The 17501-nt window shown below is 71.6% G+C and carries 21 protein-coding genes; 10 read left to right on the forward strand and 11 right to left on the reverse strand.

The annotated features are described in order from the left end of the window. Positions 1-50 precede the first annotated feature (50 nt). The 3 genes from AB0E94_RS48385 to AB0E94_RS48395 all read right to left on the reverse strand — a co-directional run bounded on the left by AB0E94_RS48385 (position 51) and on the right by AB0E94_RS48395 (position 1828). On the reverse strand, positions 51-224 hold the full coding sequence (locus AB0E94_RS48385; protein WP_360342106.1) for a CsbD family protein: 174 nt from the start codon (positions 222-224) through the stop codon (positions 51-53). A 61-nt stretch (positions 225-285) separates the two neighbouring features. Then, positions 286-981, reverse strand: a complete 696-nt coding sequence (locus AB0E94_RS48390) for a tyrosine-protein phosphatase (protein WP_360342109.1) — start codon at positions 979-981, stop codon at positions 286-288. A gap of 1 nt (position 982) precedes the next feature. After that, entirely contained in the window at positions 983-1828 is an 846-nt protein-coding gene (locus AB0E94_RS48395; RefSeq protein ID WP_360342112.1) for a DUF1932 domain-containing protein, read from the reverse strand. A gap of 112 nt (positions 1829-1940) precedes the next feature. Between AB0E94_RS48395 and AB0E94_RS48400 the strand changes: the two genes are divergently transcribed. From AB0E94_RS48400 to AB0E94_RS48420, 5 genes are read left to right on the forward strand one after another with little or no spacing between them, the layout of a single operon-like run. Beyond that, positions 1941-2195 (forward strand): hypothetical protein, encoded by a 255-nt coding sequence (locus AB0E94_RS48400; protein ID WP_360342115.1) that lies wholly within the window; start codon positions 1941-1943, stop codon positions 2193-2195. Position 2196: 1 nt separating this feature from the next. After that, positions 2197-3111, forward strand: a complete 915-nt coding sequence (locus AB0E94_RS48405) for an FAD:protein FMN transferase (RefSeq protein ID WP_360342118.1) — start codon at positions 2197-2199, stop codon at positions 3109-3111. Beyond that, positions 3108-3683, forward strand: coding sequence for a ferric reductase-like transmembrane domain-containing protein (locus tag AB0E94_RS48410; protein ID WP_360342121.1), 576 nt, complete (start codon positions 3108-3110; stop codon positions 3681-3683). Before AB0E94_RS48405 ends, AB0E94_RS48410 begins: the two co-directional genes overlap by 4 nt. Before the next feature lie 11 nt (positions 3684-3694). After that, positions 3695-4891, forward strand: a complete 1197-nt coding sequence (locus AB0E94_RS48415) for an NADH-ubiquinone oxidoreductase-F iron-sulfur binding region domain-containing protein (protein ID WP_360342124.1) — start codon at positions 3695-3697, stop codon at positions 4889-4891. Beyond that, positions 4888-5100, forward strand: a complete 213-nt coding sequence (locus tag AB0E94_RS48420; RefSeq protein WP_360342126.1) for a ferredoxin — start codon at positions 4888-4890, stop codon at positions 5098-5100. The genes AB0E94_RS48415 and AB0E94_RS48420 overlap by 4 nt, the downstream gene beginning before the upstream one ends. Here AB0E94_RS48420 and AB0E94_RS48425 read toward each other — a convergent pair. From AB0E94_RS48425 to AB0E94_RS48435, 3 genes are all read right to left on the reverse strand, one after another. Next, entirely contained in the window at positions 5051-6241 is a 1191-nt protein-coding gene (locus tag AB0E94_RS48425) for a CoA transferase (protein WP_360342129.1), read from the reverse strand. The two genes, AB0E94_RS48420 and AB0E94_RS48425, sit on opposite strands and share 50 nt — an antisense overlap. Before the next feature lie 24 nt (positions 6242-6265). Continuing rightward, positions 6266-7300 carry a hypothetical protein gene (locus tag AB0E94_RS48430; protein WP_360342132.1) on the reverse strand — a complete coding sequence of 345 codons (1035 nt, stop codon included), beginning with the start codon at positions 7298-7300 and terminating at the stop codon, positions 6266-6268. 75 nt (positions 7301-7375) lie between these two features. Then, positions 7376-8005, reverse strand: a complete 630-nt coding sequence (locus AB0E94_RS48435; RefSeq protein WP_360342135.1) for a Pr6Pr family membrane protein — start codon at positions 8003-8005, stop codon at positions 7376-7378. 213 nt (positions 8006-8218) lie between these two features. On the opposite strand from AB0E94_RS48435, the gene AB0E94_RS48440 reads away from it, so the two are divergent. Continuing rightward, positions 8219-8929: a CPBP family intramembrane glutamic endopeptidase gene (locus AB0E94_RS48440; RefSeq protein WP_360342138.1), complete on the forward strand. Its 711-nt coding sequence runs from the start codon at positions 8219-8221 to the stop codon at positions 8927-8929. A 45-nt stretch (positions 8930-8974) separates the two neighbouring features. Here AB0E94_RS48440 and AB0E94_RS48445 read toward each other — a convergent pair whose 3' ends face one another. Then, the gene (locus AB0E94_RS48445; RefSeq protein WP_360342141.1) at positions 8975-9553 is read right to left on the reverse strand and encodes a cupin domain-containing protein; all 579 of its coding nucleotides are present in this window, start codon (positions 9551-9553) and stop codon (positions 8975-8977) included. Further along, entirely contained in the window at positions 9554-10204 is a 651-nt protein-coding gene (locus AB0E94_RS48450) for a cyclase family protein (protein WP_360342144.1), read from the reverse strand. It lies immediately after the preceding gene. Between the two features lie 120 nt (positions 10205-10324). On the opposite strand from AB0E94_RS48450, the gene AB0E94_RS48455 reads away from it, so the two are divergent. Genes AB0E94_RS48455 through AB0E94_RS48470 form a run of 4 tightly spaced genes read left to right on the forward strand, consistent with a single transcriptional unit; the run spans position 10325 to position 14533 of the window. Next, positions 10325-11857, forward strand: a complete 1533-nt coding sequence (locus tag AB0E94_RS48455) for a cytosine permease (protein WP_360342147.1) — start codon at positions 10325-10327, stop codon at positions 11855-11857. Between the two features lie 8 nt (positions 11858-11865). Then, positions 11866-12837, forward strand: coding sequence for an agmatinase (speB, locus tag AB0E94_RS48460; RefSeq protein WP_360342150.1), 972 nt, complete (start codon positions 11866-11868; stop codon positions 12835-12837). Then, complete coding sequence (locus AB0E94_RS48465) at positions 12834-13214, forward strand: nuclear transport factor 2 family protein (RefSeq protein ID WP_360342153.1); 381 nt, start codon at positions 12834-12836, stop codon at positions 13212-13214. Before speB ends, AB0E94_RS48465 begins: the two co-directional genes overlap by 4 nt. Further along, positions 13211-14533: an NAD-dependent succinate-semialdehyde dehydrogenase gene (locus tag AB0E94_RS48470; RefSeq protein WP_360342156.1), complete on the forward strand. Its 1323-nt coding sequence runs from the start codon at positions 13211-13213 to the stop codon at positions 14531-14533. The genes AB0E94_RS48465 and AB0E94_RS48470 overlap by 4 nt, the downstream gene beginning before the upstream one ends. A 42-nt stretch (positions 14534-14575) precedes the next feature. On the opposite strand, the gene AB0E94_RS48475 is transcribed toward AB0E94_RS48470, so the two are convergent. From AB0E94_RS48475 to AB0E94_RS48485, 3 genes are all read right to left on the reverse strand, one after another. Continuing rightward, a complete protein-coding gene (locus AB0E94_RS48475) occupies positions 14576-16201 on the reverse strand; it encodes a diguanylate cyclase (RefSeq protein WP_360342159.1) in 1626 nt (541 codons plus the stop codon). Positions 16202-16414: 213 nt separating this feature from the next. Continuing rightward, positions 16415-16738, reverse strand: coding sequence for an STAS domain-containing protein (locus AB0E94_RS48480; RefSeq protein ID WP_360342167.1), 324 nt, complete (start codon positions 16736-16738; stop codon positions 16415-16417). Positions 16739-16863: 125 nt separating this feature from the next. Then, positions 16864-17361 (reverse strand): N-acetyltransferase family protein, encoded by a 498-nt coding sequence (locus AB0E94_RS48485; RefSeq protein ID WP_360342170.1) that lies wholly within the window; start codon positions 17359-17361, stop codon positions 16864-16866. Positions 17362-17501: the final 140 nt, after the last annotated feature.

Consider the following 17501-nt stretch of genomic DNA (forward strand, 5'->3'; position numbering starts at 1 on the left):
TGCGACCCGGACCGCCGCAGCGGTCCGGGCCACAGTGACCGGGGGATCCGTCAGGAACGGAAGACGTCCTTGATCTTCTCGCCGGCCTGCTTGAGGTTCGCGCTGGTCTGATCGGCCTTGCCCTCGGCCTCCAGGCGCTCGTCGTCGGTGGCCTTGCCGACGCCCTCCTTGACCTTGCCGCCGATCTCCTCGGCCTTGTTGTCGACCTTGTCATCGAAAGCCATCGGACACCTCCAGATCACGGATGTACGAGATGGGCATACCCGTGAATGCCGGCCTCAATCGTCAGTCACCCAGAAGCCGCGAGCGGATCGCCGCCCGGTCCGCGGCCGTCAGCGCCAGCCCCGACTCGAGGTCGAAGCCGTCGAGCAGCCGGTGCAGCACCTCGGCGATCGTGGTGTCCTGTTCGGCCAGACGTTCGGCGATCGGCTCCCGGTCGTCACCGAAATAGGCACGCAGGCGGGCCTCGCTCAACGTGTAATCGGCGACTATCGCGTCCGCGGTCACCCCGGCCAGAGCCAACAGCAGAAGAGCGATCAATCCGGTACGGTCCCGGCCGATCCCGCAGTGCACGACGACACCGCCCGGCGCGGCCCGGGCCACCTCGGTCAGCGCCAGCACACAGCGGTCGGCCTTGTGCTCCAGGAACGAGCGGTAGTAGAGCGGCGTGCCGTCGGCCTCGTCGTCGATCAGCCGGTACCAGAAGTCGGCGTCGTCGTTGTCGTCCAGCGCCACCGTCACCACGGTGATCCCGTCCGGCCGGACCACCCCGGCGGTACGCTCGTCGTCCTCCCGGAGATCCACGACGGTGCGGACGCCGTACGCGTGCAGCGCCGCCCAGCCGTCCGCGCTCAGCCGGTCCAGACTGTCCGCCCGCACCACCGCACCGTGCCGGGTGACCCGGCCGTCCCCGGTCGGCAGCCCACCCAGGTCACGGATGTTGACACACCCGTCCCAATCCAGATCCCGATCGATGCCCATCTCAGCCGTCCAGGCCGTCGGCGATCTGGCGGGCGGTGATCTCCCGGGGGACGGTCTCCGGATCGCCGTCGGCCAGCGGGTGGGTCGCGATCTCCGACCAGACCTCGGCGAACGCCTCGAACAACGCCGGCGGCAGGCCCGCCGCCGACTGCGACAACGCGATCTCCCGCATCTCCGCGACGTAACGGTGGGCCTTGGTCGAGGCGAGCGCCATCTCGTACGGCGTACCGAAGTCCTCGCCGAGGTCGGCCATCACCGGCTCCAGCACGCCGTGTGCCGCCGCCGCGCGGACCGCCTGGGTCATCAGGCCCATCAGTCCCTTGTACACCGACGCGGTGGACATCTTCACCGCGCTCGCCGCGCCGACCCGCTCGCCGACCACCACCGGCCTGGCGTGCGTCCACCGCAGGTCCGCGACCTCGGCGGCCCGGGGCCCGGACAGGTAGAGCCGCGCTCCCGGACGGACCGTCGGCGGCGGGCCGGAGATCGAGCCCTCGACCAGCTCGAACCCGGCGGCCGACAGCACCTGCGCGGACTCGCCGGCGGTCGACGGTGACACGGCGTTCAGGTCCACGATCAGCGGACGGGCCGTCACTCCGGCGAGACCGGCGATCGTCCGGGCCGCGTCGAGCGCGGCCCCCGGCGGGGTGACCACGAGAACCACATCCGCCTCGGCCAGCACGTCGGTGAGATGGGGGAGAAGCCGCAACCCGGCGTCCCGCGCCAGCCGGCCGGTGCGTTCCGACCGGCCCGCCAGGGAGGTGACGACGTCGTGCCCACCCGCCCGCAACGCCCAGCCCAGACCCGAACCCATGTGGCCGGCGCCGACCAGCCCAACGATCTTCATCAACGCAACCTACCGCCCGGGTGACACTGACAGACACCGCACAGGGAACACAAAGGAGTCGGCGAGACTTCGCGCGCAGGGTTGTCCCCGGAACCGGATGAAGGGGGATCACATGCAGCGGGACATCGGCCGACAGCGGGCCGCACTGGTGACCGGCGCCCTGGTGGTGGCGGGCCTGGCGGCGACCGTGGGGATCGGCGTGGCGGCGCAGGCGGCCGACTCGTCGTCCAGCACGTCGGCTTCGTCGTCGTCGGACTCCTCGTCCTCGTCGAGCTCCTCGTCGACCTCGTCGTCGACCGCCGACTCGCCGACGGTCTCCAGCGGCGACAGCGGCAGCAGCTCGCAGGCGACCTCGGGAGGTTCCTGAGATGCCGCTCGTCGAGACGCTCCCGGTCGGGGCGGACACCGCGCAGTGGGAGGTGTGGGGGACCGTGGCCCGGCTGGTCGTCACCGACCCGGCGCAGCGTGACCGGGCCGCCGGCCTGCTCCGGGCCGAGCTGGCCGCGGTCGACGCGGCGTGCAGCCGATTCCGGCCGGACTCCGAGATCCGCGACGTGTGCCGGGGCGGCGGGCGGCCGATCGTGGTCAGCTCGCTGCTCGCCGAGCTGGTCGGCGCCGCCCTGGACGCGGCCCGGCAGACCGGCGGGGCGGTCGATCCCACGATCGGCGCGGCGCTCTGCGCGCTCGGCTACGACCGGGACTTCGCGCAGCTCGCCGGCCGGGTGGTCGGCACTGGTGTGCGGGTCTTCCCGGCGCCGGACTGGCGGTCGGTCCGGCTGGTGGGGCGGGAGTTGACCGTTCCGCACGGGGTTCTGCTCGATCTGGGCGCCACCGCGAAAGCGGTCGCCGCCGACCGGGCCGCCGCACGGATCGCCGAACTTCTCGGAACCGGGGTGCTCGTCGCGCTCGGCGGGGACATCGCCACCGCCGGGCCCGCCCCGGACGGCGGCTGGCAGGTGCTGGTGCAGGACCGGCCCGGAGATCCGGCGTGCACGATCCGGCTGCCGGCGGGCGCGGCCCTGGCCACCTCCAGCACCGCCGGGCGCACCTGGGGACGGCCCGGCGAACTGCTGCACCACATCGTCGACCCGGCCACCGGGCGGCCCGCGCCGCGGGTGTGGCGGACGGTGTCGGTGGCGGCGTTCAGCTGCCTGCGGGCCAACACGCTCAGCACCGCCGCGATCGTCCGGGGGCACGACGCCCCGGCTCTGCTCGGCGGCGTGCCGAGCCGGCTGGTCAGCCCGTCGTTTCAGGTCGTCGAGCTCGGCGGGTGGCCGCGATGAGCGACGACGTGCTCTGGTATTTCGCCCGGGGCAGTGGGGTGGTCTCGCTGATCCTGCTGACGGTGGTGGTGGCCCTAGGTATCGGGGCCCGGTCCGGGCGGCCGGCGTTCGGGCTGCCCCGCTTCGCGGTGAACCTGGTCCACCGCAACGCCGCCCTGCTCAGCGTGGTGTTCCTGACCGGGCACGTGGTCGCGTTGCTGTTCGACTCGTACGCGAAACTCGACCTGATCGACCTGGTGGTGCCGTTCGTCGGTGAATACAGCCCGTTCTGGCAGGGGCTCGGCACGGTGGCCCTGGACCTGATCCTCGCGATCGTGGCGACCAGTCTGCTCCGGCACCGGATCGGGGCCGGCGCCTGGCGGGCCGTGCACTGGGCGAGCTACCTGTGCTGGCCGATCGCTCTCGCCCACGGGCTCGGGGCCGGCAGCGACTCGGGCACCTGGTGGCTGTGGGCGATCTCGCTGGGCTGCCTCGGTGTCGTGGTGGCGGCGGTCGTCTGGCGTACCTCCTCCGGGTTCGAAGCTTTTGCGGGCCGTGCGGCCCGCCGCCGTGTGCCGACTTTCTCTCGCTGAAGGAGAGCCGTATGACCATCAGTTCCGTCGTCGCGCCGGAGTCACGACTGCTCAGCGGTGCCGGGCACGGACCGTTGCCCGCGCTCACCGGCGCCGAGATCATCACGATGGCCCGCGACGCCGGGATCACCGGTCGTGGGGGAGCGGGTTTCCCGGTGTGGCGCAAACTCGCCGCGGTCGCCGCGGCGGGCCGCCCGGCCGTGGTGATCGCGAACGCCGCCGAGGGCGAACCGGCCTCCGGCAAGGACAAAGCCCTGCTCGCCGCAGCGCCCGGCCTGATCGTGGACGGGCTCCAGCTGGTGGCCCGGGCGACCGGCGCGCGAACCACCTACCTGTACGCGCCCGCCGCCGCCCACAGCGCGCTCCGGACGCTGCCGGTCGAGCTGCGCACTGCTCCCGACGCGTTCGTCTCCGGTGAGGAGTCGGCGGCCGTCGCGGCGGTCACCGGGCGGGACGCCCTACCGGCCGACAAGCGGATCCGGATCACCGAGTCCGGCGCCGGCGGCGCGCCGACCCTGGTCCAGAACGTGGAGACGCTCGCCCACCTGGCACTGATCGCGCGGTACGGGCCGGGCTGGTTCCGGACCGCCGGAACCGCCGACGAGCCGGGCACCTTCCTGGCCACCGTCAGCGGCGCGGTGCAGCGGCCCGGCGCCGTGGTCGAGGCCGGCTACGGGGTCCGGCTCGGTGACCTGATCGCCGCCGCCGGTGGACCGGCCGGCCGGTTGCAGGCGGTCCTGGTCGGCGGATACCACGGCGGCTGGGTGCCGGCCGACCCCGAACTGCCGGTCAGCCGGGCCGCGATGACCCGCTATGGCGCGTCCCCGGGCGCGGGCGTGGTGGTCGCGTTGCCGGCCGGGTCCTGCGGGCTGGTGGAGAGCGCCCGGATCGCGACCTACCTGGCCGGGGAGGTCGCCGGGCAGTGCGGCCCGTGCATCAACGGTCTGCCGCGGATGGCGCAGACCCTCGCCGACCTGGCGTTGCGCCGGATCCGGCCGGGACTGCCGGCCGAGGTCGAGCGCCTGGCCCGCCTGGTCACCGGCCGGGGCGCCTGCCGCCACCCGGACGGCACGGCCCGCCTGGTCCTGAGCGCGATGCGCGCCTTCGAGACCGACGTCGCCGCGCACCTGTCCGGCCGTTGCCAGGCCGAGGAATCCGGCGTCTCCGTGCCGCGATCGGGGCGCCACGTCAGCGGGGAGGGCCGATGAAACGGCTGCACATCGACTGGACCGCCTGCGACGGGCGCGGGCTCTGCACCGAACTGCTGCCGGAGCTGCTGGTCGAGGACGACTGGGGCTATCCGGCCGCCCGGTCCGGCGGTGACCTGTCCGTGCCCGCGGCCCTGGAGGGCGAGGCGGGTGAGGCGGTCAGCCGTTGTCCGGCGCTGGCCCTGCGGCTGGTTCGCGAGGGACGTTAGGAAGCGGGGACCCGGACGTGTCGGACAGCCACGCGCGGAGGGCGCCGTTGTGCGCGCCCAGGGCCGGTGGGTCGGCCGGCTGAGCGACCGACGCCCGGGTCCAGGTGATCGGGTGGCGGATCTGGGCGCCGCCGCCCGGCAGCGGCACCAGCGGTTCCAGACCGTAGGAGCCGGCCCGGCGGATCGCGTCCCCGATGTCACCGACCAGCCCCGCCGGAACGCCGGCCGCGGTCAGCCGCACCTCCCAGTTCGCGGCGGTGTCGGCGGCCAGCGCCTGTTCCAGGGCGGCGACCAGTTCGTCCCGGTGGGCGACCCGCGACGGATTGTCGGCGAACCGCGGGTCCCCGGCCACCGGCGCAATCCCCAGCTCGGCGCAGAGCCGGCCGAACTGGCGGTCGTTCCCACAGGCCACCGCGATCGGCCGGTCCGCGCAGCGCAGGGTCTCGTAGGGCGCGATCGACGGATGCCGGTTGCCCATCCGGCCGGGCGGAGCACCTGTCGCCAGATACCCGGACGCCTGGTTGACGAGGCTGCCGAGCAGGCTGGACAGCAGGTTCACCTGGACGTGGTCGCCGTGGCCGGTACGTTCGCGTTTGTGCAGCGCGGCCAGGATGCCGATGGTCGCGTCCTTGGCGGTCAGCACGTCGACCAGCGCCACCCCGGCCTTGGTCGGGTCGCCCTGCGGATCACCGGTGATGCTCATCAGACCGCCGACGGCCTGGACCAGGAAGTCGTAGCCGGGCAGGTCGGTGTCCGGCCCGAACCCGGTGACCGTGCAGTAGACGACCGCCGGGTTGATCTCCGCGACCGTCTCGTAGTCGAGCCCGAACCCCCGCATCCCGGCCGGCCGCAGGTTGTGCACGAGCACGTCGGCGCGGGCCGCGAGTTCCCGCGCGGCTTCGAGATCCGCGTCGGCGGCGAGGTCGAGGGTGAGGCTGTACTTGCTGCGGTTGAGCCCGTCGAAATACGCCGACGAACCGGCCGTCCACGGCGGACCCCAGCTGCGGGTGTCGTCACCGCTGCCCGGGCGTTCCACCTTGACGACCGTGGCGCCCAGGTCGGCCAGCGTCATCGTGGCGAGCGGCCCGGCCAGGACCCGGCTGAAGTCGGCGACCAGCAGGCCGTCCAGGGGAGCGGTCATGCCCGGACGCTACCGAGGAGACCGTCAGTCGCGGGAGATGTCCAGGAAGCCGATACCCGCTTCGGCGTCGATGTTCAGCCCCGGCTCGTCGTCCAGGTCACCCTTGCGGATCGTGTCGCCGCCGCTCACGCCGCCCTTCTCGTCGCCGTAGAGGGTGACGTCACCGGCGCCGCTGCCCAGCGCCAGCTTCACCGGCACCTTCTGGGACGTGCGGATCTTCCAGGTGTGCACGCCACCGGCCATCAGGATCGGCAGCGTGTAGTCGAGGCGGCCGAGCTCGATCTCGATGGTCTGCGCGCCACCGATCAGGTCGATGTCGCTGACCGTGCCGCCGTTCATGTCGAACGTGGCGGTGTGCACGCCTGCGCCCATCCGCAGCCGCCACACGATGTCTTCGCTGAGCAGCACGTCTACCCGGCCGCTGCCGTTCTCCCGGCCGTCCGGTTCGGCGCTGACGCTGAGTGTGTCGTCCTGGAAATCGGCGTCCACGTCGAGGCCGGAGTCCTTCGGGGTGGTGACCCGGAAGTTGTCGCCGTCCAGGTCGGCGGTGCGGACGTCGAGCCGGGTCACGCCGGTGGTGAGCACGAATTTCGCCGCGACGATCCGGGTCGGTTCCTCGGGCGGGGGAGAGGGGGCGGGCGGTGTGGTCTTCTCCGCGGCCGGTGCCTCGGTGGACGGCGCGACGCTGACCGGCGCCGTGGTGGCCGGCGCGGTGGTGGTGGCCGCCGGTGCGGCGAGTTCCTGCTGCTCGCGCGGGGATTCGGGGCGGGTCAGCAGCAGCGTGCCGGTGATCACCAGCCCGGCCAGCAGCCCGGCGGCGATGACCGGGCGGGTGTGCCGGCGCGGTTCGTGGGGCACCGGGGCGGTGGCCGGTGGTGGCCGCCGGCCCCGGTCCGGCCAGTAGTCGGAGATGTTCGGCAGCCGCAGGGGCAGCGGGCGCGGGGTGGGGCCGGGCTCGGCGACCGGGGCGGGTTCCTGGCCGTCCACCGGTTCCGCGTGGCCGGACACGTAGCCGGCTATCCGCAGTCTCGGGCGTTGCCCGTCGTTCCGCTCCACCACGCCCGTCACCCCATCGATGTGATTCCCCGTGCAAGGTACGGACACGTAGCGTCGACGGTTCAAACGCGCGATCAGTTAATAACCCTGCGTGGGCATTTTCGGGCGGCGCAGTCGATCGGTGGCGATCAGCAGGGCGCCGACCAGGGCGAACGCGGCGGCCAGTGCGGCGATGAAGAGTCCGACGCCGTCCCAGCCGCGACGGTCCGGATTGAGGAACGGGTACGGGTACCGCCCGGTCACCAGTGCGCCGCGGGCCAGCACGATCGCCGCGTAGCCGAGCGGGAACAGCATCCAGCCCGGCAGATCGCGCCAGCGGGCCTGGCCGTACGGCCGGAACAGCAGCCAGTCGGCGAACACCATCCCCGGCAGCACGTAGTGCAGCAGGAACGACGAGATGTCCCCCGGATCGCCGGTGAGCACGCCGGGCAGCGGGTTCGCGCCGCCGGCCAGCACGAAGCGCAGGACCAGGCCGCTCAGCATGATCCAGGACAGCACCGCCACCCGCAGCCGGGGCGCCGCCGCCTCCACCGTCACCCGGCGGTGCATCCAGTAGAGGACCCCGCAGTAGTAGCCGACGGCGATGACCGAACTCTGCGTGGTGTACGCCAGGATCGGGTAGTCGGCGCTGTACAGCCCGGCCACGGCTGCCAGCACGATCAGGATCCGCCACCACCACTGCGGACTGGCGTGCACGCGCTTTCCCATGCCTGGACGTACGCCGCCGGGCCGCCCGGGGTTCACTCGGTGGTGTCACCGAGCGCACCGGGCACGTACCCGGATCGGACCGGCCCGGGTCGCGTTCGACCTGCTCTGACTGCGTCGCGCCACGTGCCGGGTTCTTTCCGTGACGAGTTGAAGTTCACACGCGGTGACGAAGATCCGGATTGTGGCGCGGTTCCCGGGTACCGTCTTGTCCTCGTGACCCGTCCCCGCCTCCTCCTCGTTCTCGGCGCCGTCGTGGCCGTGCTCGCCACGGTCAACGTCGCCAACAAGTACGGCCCGCCCGGCACCGGCCTGATCGCCGGCCCGCTGGTCGCGCTGGGACTGGTCCTGTTCGCCCGCCGCACCGGCCTCACCTGGCACGAACTGGGGCTGTCCCGCCGTACCCTCGTGCCGGGTTTGAAATATGCCCTCGGCGCCATCGCGGCGGTCGCCGTCGTCTATGCGATCGGCGCGGCGATCCCGCTGACCCGGCCCGCCTTCCAGGACGTGCGGTACCACCTGCATCTGAGCGCCGCGCTGCTCACCGCGTTCGTGGTGGTGCCGCTGGGCACCGTGCTGCTGGAGGAGGTGGCCTTCCGGGGTGTGCTGATGGGCCTGGTCAACCGTCACCGCGGCGCGGTCTGGGCGAGCATCACGTCGTCGGCGCTGTTCGGGCTGTGGCACATCCTGCCGTCCCTGCGCCTGAACAGCGCCAACGGCGCGGTCAGCTCGATCCTCGGCACCGGCCTGACCGGTCAGGTGCTGGCGGTCGCCGGGGCGGTCGGTTTCACCGCGCTGGCCGGCCTGCTGCTGTGCGAGTTGCGCCGCCGGAGCGGCAGTCTGCTGGCCGCGGCGGCCCTGCACTGGGCGACCAACGGCCTGGGCCTGCTGATCACCGCCGGCCTGGCCGCCGCCCAGCTGACCTGACTTCGGTCGCACCTGTCTCGCCGAAGGCCACAAGATCGGCGGGGGTCAGGGGGCGGGAGCGAGCACCCAGACCACCTCGGCGGCGCCGGACGTCGCGTTCATCCAGGTGTGCGGCTCGCGGCCGGGGAACGTGAAGGCGTCGCCGGTGTTCAGCAGCACCGTCTCCTCGGAGAGGCGGATCTCCAGGCTCCCGCTGATCACGTAGACGAACTCGACCTCGCAGTCGAGCGTGTACAGCTCGTCGCCACCGCTGCCACCCGGCTCGACGGTCGAGTGGATGACCTGTAGCTGACTCTGCGTGCCAGGGGTGAGCAGCAGTTCGCGTACGTCATTGCCGCCGAAGTTGATCGGCCGCCCCTCGCCGGCCCGGACCAGCGACGTCGCCGGCGGCTCGAACAGCTCGCCGACACGGATGCCGAGGACCTCGCAGATCGACACGAGCGACGCCACCGACGGGGACACCTCGTCGCGTTCGAGGCGGCTGATGAACCCCTTGTTGAGCGTGGTCGCGTCGGCGACCTGTTGCAGGGTGAGCCCGCGTGTCTGCCGGGCGGCGCGCAGCCGGCCGCCGATCGCCGCGCCGGAGGCCGGTGGCTGGGCCACCCGCCGGACCTGGCCAGCCATTCAGTCCTCCAACTCGCACGCGACCGCCCGTACCGGCGCCCCGTCTGCATTCTCCAAGGCGATCGGCAGGCAGGCCACCAGGGGGTCGGGGAAGTCGATCAGTTCCAGATTGCGGAAGTTCTCGCCGATCACCCCGCCGGCCTGCGCGATCAGGTGGTGGACCGGGTAGCCGATCGCCGAAGGAGTCTCGTCGATGTTGACGGCGTCCACGCAGAACGTGCGGACGCCCAGGTCGAGCATGTTCCGGCAGGCCCCCGCGTCGAGGTAGGGATGGTCGAAGTAGGCCTCGGTGCCGTAGAACCGCGACCAGCCGGTGCAGATCAGCGCGATCACACCGGGCCGGAGGCCGGCCGGGTCGATCAGGTCCCAGGTGATCGGCGTACGGGGCGCCAGGCCGCGGACGTCGAGGACCACGCCCGGCCCGGTGAACAGTCCCAGGTCGAGTTCGTGCAGGCGGGGCGCGTCGTCGCGGAAGTGGTACGGCGCGTCGACGTGGGTGCCGGTCTGCGAACCCATCTCGACGCGCAGCAGGTTGTAACCATCGTTCGGCACGGTGGCATGCACGTTCAGCCGCGGTTCAGGGTCGCCCGGATATACCTGTGTTCCGGCGCCGACCGGCACGGACAGATCGACGATGCGGCGGACACGCATGTTTTTCCCTTCGTTAACGGCTTGGCAAAACGAGTAGCCCTACATGCAACACCCGTTGCGTGGGGAGAAACTTACGCCTACTCTCCCCGCATCAGCGTTCCTCGGCGAAGGACACACGCCATGACAGACATACAGCGGCCCCGGGTCACCGAGGTCGAGCAGCACGGCATCGACACCATTCCGGCGGCACACCGGCACTCCCGCCCCCTCGACCTCTTCCGCATCCAGTTCGGCGGGGCGAACACGTTCGCCACCGTCATCCTGGGCACCTTTCCCGTACTCCTCGGTCTGTCCCTCTGGCAAGCGGTCGCCGCGACCGTCCTCGGCGTCCTGGTCGGATCGGTCTTCCTCGCCCCGATGGGCCTGTTCGGGCCACTCACCGGCACCAACAACGCGGTCGCCTCGGGCGCCCACTTCGGGGTCCGCGGGCGGATCGTCGGCTCGTTCCTGTCCCTGCTCACCGCGATCGCCTTCTACTCGATCTCGGTGTGGGTCAGTGGCGACGCGGTGGTGGGCGCGCTGGTCCGGCTGGCCGGCGTGGAAGACTCCGACCTGCTGCGCGGGGTGGTCTACGCCATCCTCGGCGCGATCGTCATCGTCGTGGTGATCTACGGCTACGCGTTCATGCTGCTGGTCAACAAGATCGTCGTCTACGGCAACACGGCCCTGATCCTGCTCGGCGTCCTGGCGTACAGCGGCACCCTCGACTTCGGCTACAACCCCGGCCCGGAGGCGTACGCGCTGGGTTCGTTCTGGCCGACGTTCGTGCTCTCCGCCCTGATCGTGATGGGCAACCCGATCTCGTTCGGCGCGTTCCTCGGCGACTGGTCCCGCTACATCCCGGCCGGCACCAAACCGTCCCGCCTGCTCGCCGCCACCTTCGGCGCGCAGCTCGCGACGCTCGTGCCGTTCCTGTTCGGCGTGTTCACCGCGACCCTGGTGGCCGGCGAGGCCGACTACATCGTCGCCCTGATCAACGTCTCCCCGGCGTGGTATGCGTTGTTGCTGATCGTGGTGGCCTTCCTCGGCGGCCTGTCCACCGGCATCACCTCGCTCTACGGCACCGGGCTGGACTTCTCCTCGGTCTTCCCACGGCTCAACCGGGTGCAGGCGTCCCTGGTCATCGGCAGCCTGGCATTCGTCTTCATCCTCGTCGGGCGGCTCGCGTTCGACCTGCTGGCCAGTGTGAACGCGTTCGTCGGCGCGATCGTCATCTGCACCACCCCGTGGATGATCATCATGACGATCGGGTACTTCGTCCGGCGCGGCCACTACCGCGAGGCCGACCTGCAGGTGTTCAACCAGGGCCGGACCGGCGGCGCCTACTGGTTCGGCAACGGCGTCAACTGGCGCGGCATGGCCGCCTGGATCCCGGCCGCGATCCTCGGCCTGCTGTTCGCCAACTACCCACCGCTGATCGAGGGCCCGTTCCGCAACGTCGCCGGCGGCATCGACATCAGCCTGCCCGTCTCGATCGGCACCGCGGCGGTCCTCTACCTCGCCCTGATCCACCTGTTCCCCGAGCCCCGCTACGTGTTCGGTCCCGACGGGCCGCGCGGTGTCCCGGCCGCCGAGGCCGAGATGCCGGCGATCGTCGACGACCACGCCGCCTCCGAGCACCGCGTCAAGGCGCGCACCGGCGCCACCGAGTAAGGAATTCCATGTCCTCCGTTCCCCGTATCGTCCAGGACGGTCGCGTCGGTCAGGTCGACGCGACCGTCGTCCCCCGGTTCGCCGGCCCGGCCACGTTCGCCCGGCTGCCCCGCATCGACGAGGTCTCCGACGTCGACGTGGCGATCATCGGCGTCCCGTTCGACGCCGGCGTCTCGTACCGTCCAGGCGCCCGGTTCGGCCCCGCCCATGTCCGGGAATCATCACGGCTGCTGCGGCCCTACAACCCGGCCGCCGACGTGTCGCCGTTCGCCAGCCAGCAGGTCGTCGACGCCGGCGACCTGGCGGTCAACCCGTTCTCCCTCGACGAGGCGATCACGCAGGTCGAGGCCGGTGCGCGGGCGATGCTGGAACGGGCCGGGCGCCTGGTCTCGATCGGCGGAGACCACACCATCGCGCTGCCGCTGCTCCGGGCCGTCGCAGCGAAACACGGGCCGGTCGCGGTCGTCCACTTCGACGCTCACCTGGACACCTGGGACACCTACTTCGGGGCGTCGCACACCCACGGCACCCCGTTCCGGCGGGCGTCCGAGGAGGGCCTGATCGACACCTCCGGCTGCCTGCACGTCGGCACCCGCGGCCCGCTCTACTCCAGCCGTGACCTGCACGAGGACCGCGAGCTCGGCTTCCACGTGGTGCCCAGCGTGGAGATCGACGACCTGGGCGCGCGCGGCATCGTCGAGCGCATCCGCGACCGGGTCGGCGACCGGCCGGTCTACCTGTCCATCGACATCGACGTGCTCGACCCGGCCTTCGCGCCCGGCACCGGCACCCCCGAGGCAGGCGGCATGACCAGCCGCGAGCTGCTCGCCACGCTGCGCGGATTCGCCGGCCTCAACCTGGTCGGCGCCGACGTGGTCGAGGTCGCCCCCGCCTACGACCACGCCGAGATCACCGGCATCGCCGCAGCTCACACCATCTACGAGATCCTGTCCGCGCTCGCTCCCCGGAAAGACTCGTGACCCCGGTCCTCGATGCGGCGGCCGGCATCGTCGCGGCGTTCGGCGCCCACGACACCGCGGCCTACTTCCGCGGCTTCGCCGAAGACGCGACGTTCGTCTTCCACACCACCACACAGCCCGTCCGGTCGCTGTCCGATTATGAGCAGCTGTGGTACGGATGGGAACGCGATGGTTTCCGCGTGCTCTCCTGCGAGTCCACGGACCAGCACGTGCAACCTGTGGGGGCGGATGTCGCGATCTTCACCCACCGGGTCCGCACGGTCGTCCGTCTCGACGGGACCGAGCAGACCCTCGACGAGCGGGAGACCATCGTCTTCCACCAGCGTGACGGACAGTGGCTGGCCGTCCACGAGCACCTGAGCGGAGTCCCCGAGTGAGCCTCTACCAAGTCGTCGATCCCGCCACCGGCGCGGTCGTCACCACCTACCCCACAGCCACCGACGCCGACGTGACCGCGGCGGTCGGCCTCGCGCACGACGCCTACCGCACGTCGGCGCTGACCGTCGCCGAGCGGGCCGCCCTGATCGCCCGGGTCGCTGAGCTGCACACCGAGCGCCGCAACGAACTGGCCCGCACCATCCAGCAGGAGATGGGCAAACCCTTCGAGGACGCGCTCGGTGAGGTCGACTTCAGCGCGTCGATCTACCAGTTCTACGCCGACCACGCCGCCGAGTTCCTGGCCGACGAGGAGATCAAACTGCTCGACGGCGACGGTTCGGCGGTGATCCAGCGGCGGCCGGTCGGGGTGATCCTCGGGATCATGCCGTGGAACTACCCGGCCTACCAGGTTGCCCGGTTCGCCGGCCCCAACCTGGTCGCCGGCAACACGGTAGTGCTCAAACACGCCCCGCAGTGCCCGTCGTCGGCCGCTCTGCTGTCGAAGATCTTCGCCGACGCCGGGTTCCCGGACGGCGCCTACGTCAACATCTACGCCACCAACGAGCAGATCGAACAGGTCATCGCCGACCCGCGGGTCCGGGGCGTCTCGCTCACCGGGTCGGAGCGGGCCGGCGCAGCGGTCGCCGAGATCGCCGGCCGCCACCTGAAAAAGGTCGTCCTCGAACTCGGCGGGTCCGACCCGTTCATCGTCCTCGGCGCCGACGACCTCGACGCCACGGTGGCCGCCGCGGTCACCGCCCGGGTCGACAACAACGGGCAGGCCTGCAACGCCGGCAAGCGGTTCATCGTCCAGCAGGACCTGTATGACGAGTTCGTCGAGCGGTTCACCGCGGCCGTCCTGGCCACCCCGGCCGCGCCGCTGTCGTCAGCGGGCGCCGCAGTCCGGCTCGAGGAGCAGGTCGCCGACGCGGTCGCGGGCGGCGCCAGCCTCGCCACCGCCGGCGAACGCGACGGCGCGTGGTATCCGCCAGGCGTGCTGACCGGGGTGGAGAGCTTCCACGAGGAGCTGTTCGGGCCGGTCGCCGTCGTGATCCGGGCACGCGACGAGGACCACGCCGTGGAGATCGCCAACGACAGCCCGTACGGCCTCGGGTCCTATGTCTTCACCGGCGACCCGGAGCAGGCCCGCCGCGTCGCCGACCGCCTCGACACCGGCATGGTCTTCATCAACGGGGTCGGGGCCGAAGGGCCCGAGCTGCCGTTCGGCGGTGTGAAGCGGTCCGGGTTCGGCCGGGAGCTCGGACGGTACGGCATCGAGGAGTTCCTCAACCGCAAGCTGATCCGCACCGTCGCCTGATCCCGGTGGCGCGCAGCCCGGCCCCCTGGGGCTGCGCGCCACCTACGGCGTCTCCGCCGGGCCGTGCACCCGGTTGCGGCCGGCTCGTTTGGCGGCGTAGAGGCGCTCGTCGGCGTGCCCGAGAACCACCGCCGGGTCGATCGACTCGTCGCCCAGCGCCAGCCCGATGCTCACCGTGACCGCCAGGTCCGGCACCACCTCGCCCCAGAAATGGGTCGCGACCTCGGCGCGCAGCCGTTCCGCGGTGGCCATCGCGCAGGTGAGATCCGAACCGGACAGCAGCACCGCGAACTCCTCGCCGCCGAACCGCACCACCGTGTCCTCGGCCCGGCAGGCGGACCGCAGCAGCCCGGCGAGCTCCCGCAGCACCCGGTCACCGACCAGATGCGAATACTCGTCGTTCACCCGCTTGAAATGGTCGACGTCGACCAGCATGATCGCGTGCCCGGCCAGCCCGGCGGCCATCACCTCGTCGAGGTGCCGGCGGTTGGCCAGCCCGGTCAGCGGATCCTCCAGGCTCTGCCGCAGCAGCTCCTGGTTGGCGTGCTGCAACGCCGTGACCCGGGCGCGTTCCTCCTCGGCTGCCGCCTTGGCCTGCGCGGTCTCCATCCGCACCACGGCGATGCTTCCGCTGCGTTTGGCCGCCTCCGACGCCACCTCCTTCGACAGGGCGTGGAAGAGTTTGTACGTGTCCAGCGCACTGCGCAGATCGCCGTTGCGTTCGTAGGCCTCGGCCAGATGCTCGGCCGACACCATCCGGCTGTTCTTGCTCTCCGCCGCCGCCATCGCCGCACGCAGGTGGCCGATGGCCTCGTCGTACCGGCCGCTGGCCAGGCAGATGCTGCCGTGCGTGTCGAGCAGATGCGTGATGATCGACTGCGATTCCCGGGCCGGGTCGAGTTTCCAGGCGGTGAGCAGTTCCAGGGCCTCGTCGGCGCGGCCGGAGAAGGCCAGGCTCTCGGCCAGGTTACCCAGCGCGATCACCTCGTGCCGGCGGTGGCCCCGGCGGCGGGCGATCACGATGGCCTCCCGCGACTGGTCCTGCGCGATCGCGCTGAGGGACTGTGCGCGGTCCTCGTCACCTGCCGCGCGGGCCTCCTCGGCCAGGCACATGTTGGCACAGGCCATGGTGTCGGTCATGGCGCCGTTGGTGATCTCGTCACCGAGGATCCGCGCCATCTCCGCGGCCCGCTCGCAGAACTCCAGGCAGTGGTGGTACTGCTCGAGGTAGTAGTAGACCGTCCCGGCGGTGCCGGTGGACAGCATCCGGGCGGTCAGGTCGCCGCTGGCCTCGGCCACCTCGATCGCCGTCAGGATCTCCTCCATGGCGCTGACCGGGTCACAGGTGAACAGCAGGCTCCGGGCAACGGTGGCGTGCACGATCGCCTCACTGGCCCGGTCACCGATCCGCCAGCACAGGTCGAGCGCCTCCCGGGCCAGCGCCAGCACCTCGACATGCTCGTCGAGTACCAGATGGCACCGGGCCAGCAGGGTCAGCGCCTGAGCCCGCAGCGCCTCGTCGTCCCCCTCGGCGACCATGTTCGCCAGCTCCCGGGCCGCGGCCGGGTCGGAGTGGTCGAAATGGGCGACCGCCTGCTTCAGGAGGCCGGCCTTGTCGGTCTTCGCCGCCAGGCCGGCCGGGGTCGCGGCCTGTAGGGCGCCGGTCATGAGCGGGTCCCGCCGTCGTCGCGAGACGGGTTCCACGACTGCGGCATACGGACTCCCCGGGGATGTGACGTTTCCCTTCCGTCGGCCCGGCCCGGGGGAAGCTGAGCGGACTTCGCCTGCGAACCGTTCACCGATCTGCAAAGAGTATTGCCGGTGACCACCAAGGTCTACGGCCGGTTCGCACCGCTGCCTCACGTATACCGAGACAGCGCTTCACAGGATGTGACGGATGCGGTGGGTGGGGACTCCGGCGGCGGTCAGCAGCAGGGCAATGCCGGCGGAGGTGTGGTCGACGAAGACGGTCACCTGATGGTCGTCTCCGAGATGGCAGGCCGCGGCCAGGGCGCCCAGGTTGATCGAGTCCAGTTCGCGGACGTCGGCCAGATCCAGCACCAGATAGGAGGGGCGGACGTGCCGGATGGCGTGGATCAGGGCCCGCCTCAGCTCGGTCGCGTCTTCGTCGGCGCGCAGGCAGCGGGGGTGGATGACGAGGGTTCCGTCGGAGGTGGTGGTGACGTCGAGCGTGCTGGCGGCCATGCCGAACCTCCAGTTACCCGAATGTTTCCGGGCCGTCAACGGTAGGTCTTTCCTCCGTTGACGTCGACCCATTGTGCGTCCGATTCACCGCAGTCATGGGAATTCACAGGTTCCGGATCACGCCTTCAGGTGACGACCGGGCTGCGGCGCTCCAGCAGGGTCACATCACGCCATCGGCCGTGCAGGCGGCCGACCCGTTCCCGGGTGCCGATCACCCGGAAACCGCACGCCGCGTGCAGGGCGAGGCTGGGGGTGTTCTCCGGGAAGACACCCGACTGGATCGTCCAGATCCCGGCCGCCTCGGTGGAGTCGATCAGGGCTCGCAGCAGGATGCGGCCGACGCCCCGGCGGCCGGCGCCCGGGTGCACGTAGACGGAGTGCTCGACGACTCCGGCGTACGCGGGGCGCTCGGAGACCCGCCCGCACCCGATCCAGCCGGCGACCCGGCCCGACTCGTCGAGTGCCACGAACAGGTGGCCGGGCAGCTTGCCGGCGATGAACCTCTCCCAGGTCGGCGGCTCGGTCTCGAACGTCGCGTCGCCCGTGCCGATGCCCAGGCGGTAGATCTCCAGCACCTGGCCGGCATGCTCGCCGGTCATCTCGGCCAGTTCGATTCCGGTCATCCCGTCACCTCCGCGGGATGATCCTGCCAAAAAGGGGGCGGTGGGCGCGCGGGGGGGGGGGGGCCCCCCCCGGGGGGGGGCGCGGGGGCGGTGGTTGGGGGGGCGGCGCCCCGCGGCGGGGGGGGGGGGGCCCGAGCGGT

It is taken from the genome of Actinoplanes sp. NPDC026670 (genome assembly GCF_040638175.1).
Taxonomy (GTDB): Bacteria; Actinomycetota; Actinomycetes; order Mycobacteriales; family Micromonosporaceae; genus Actinoplanes.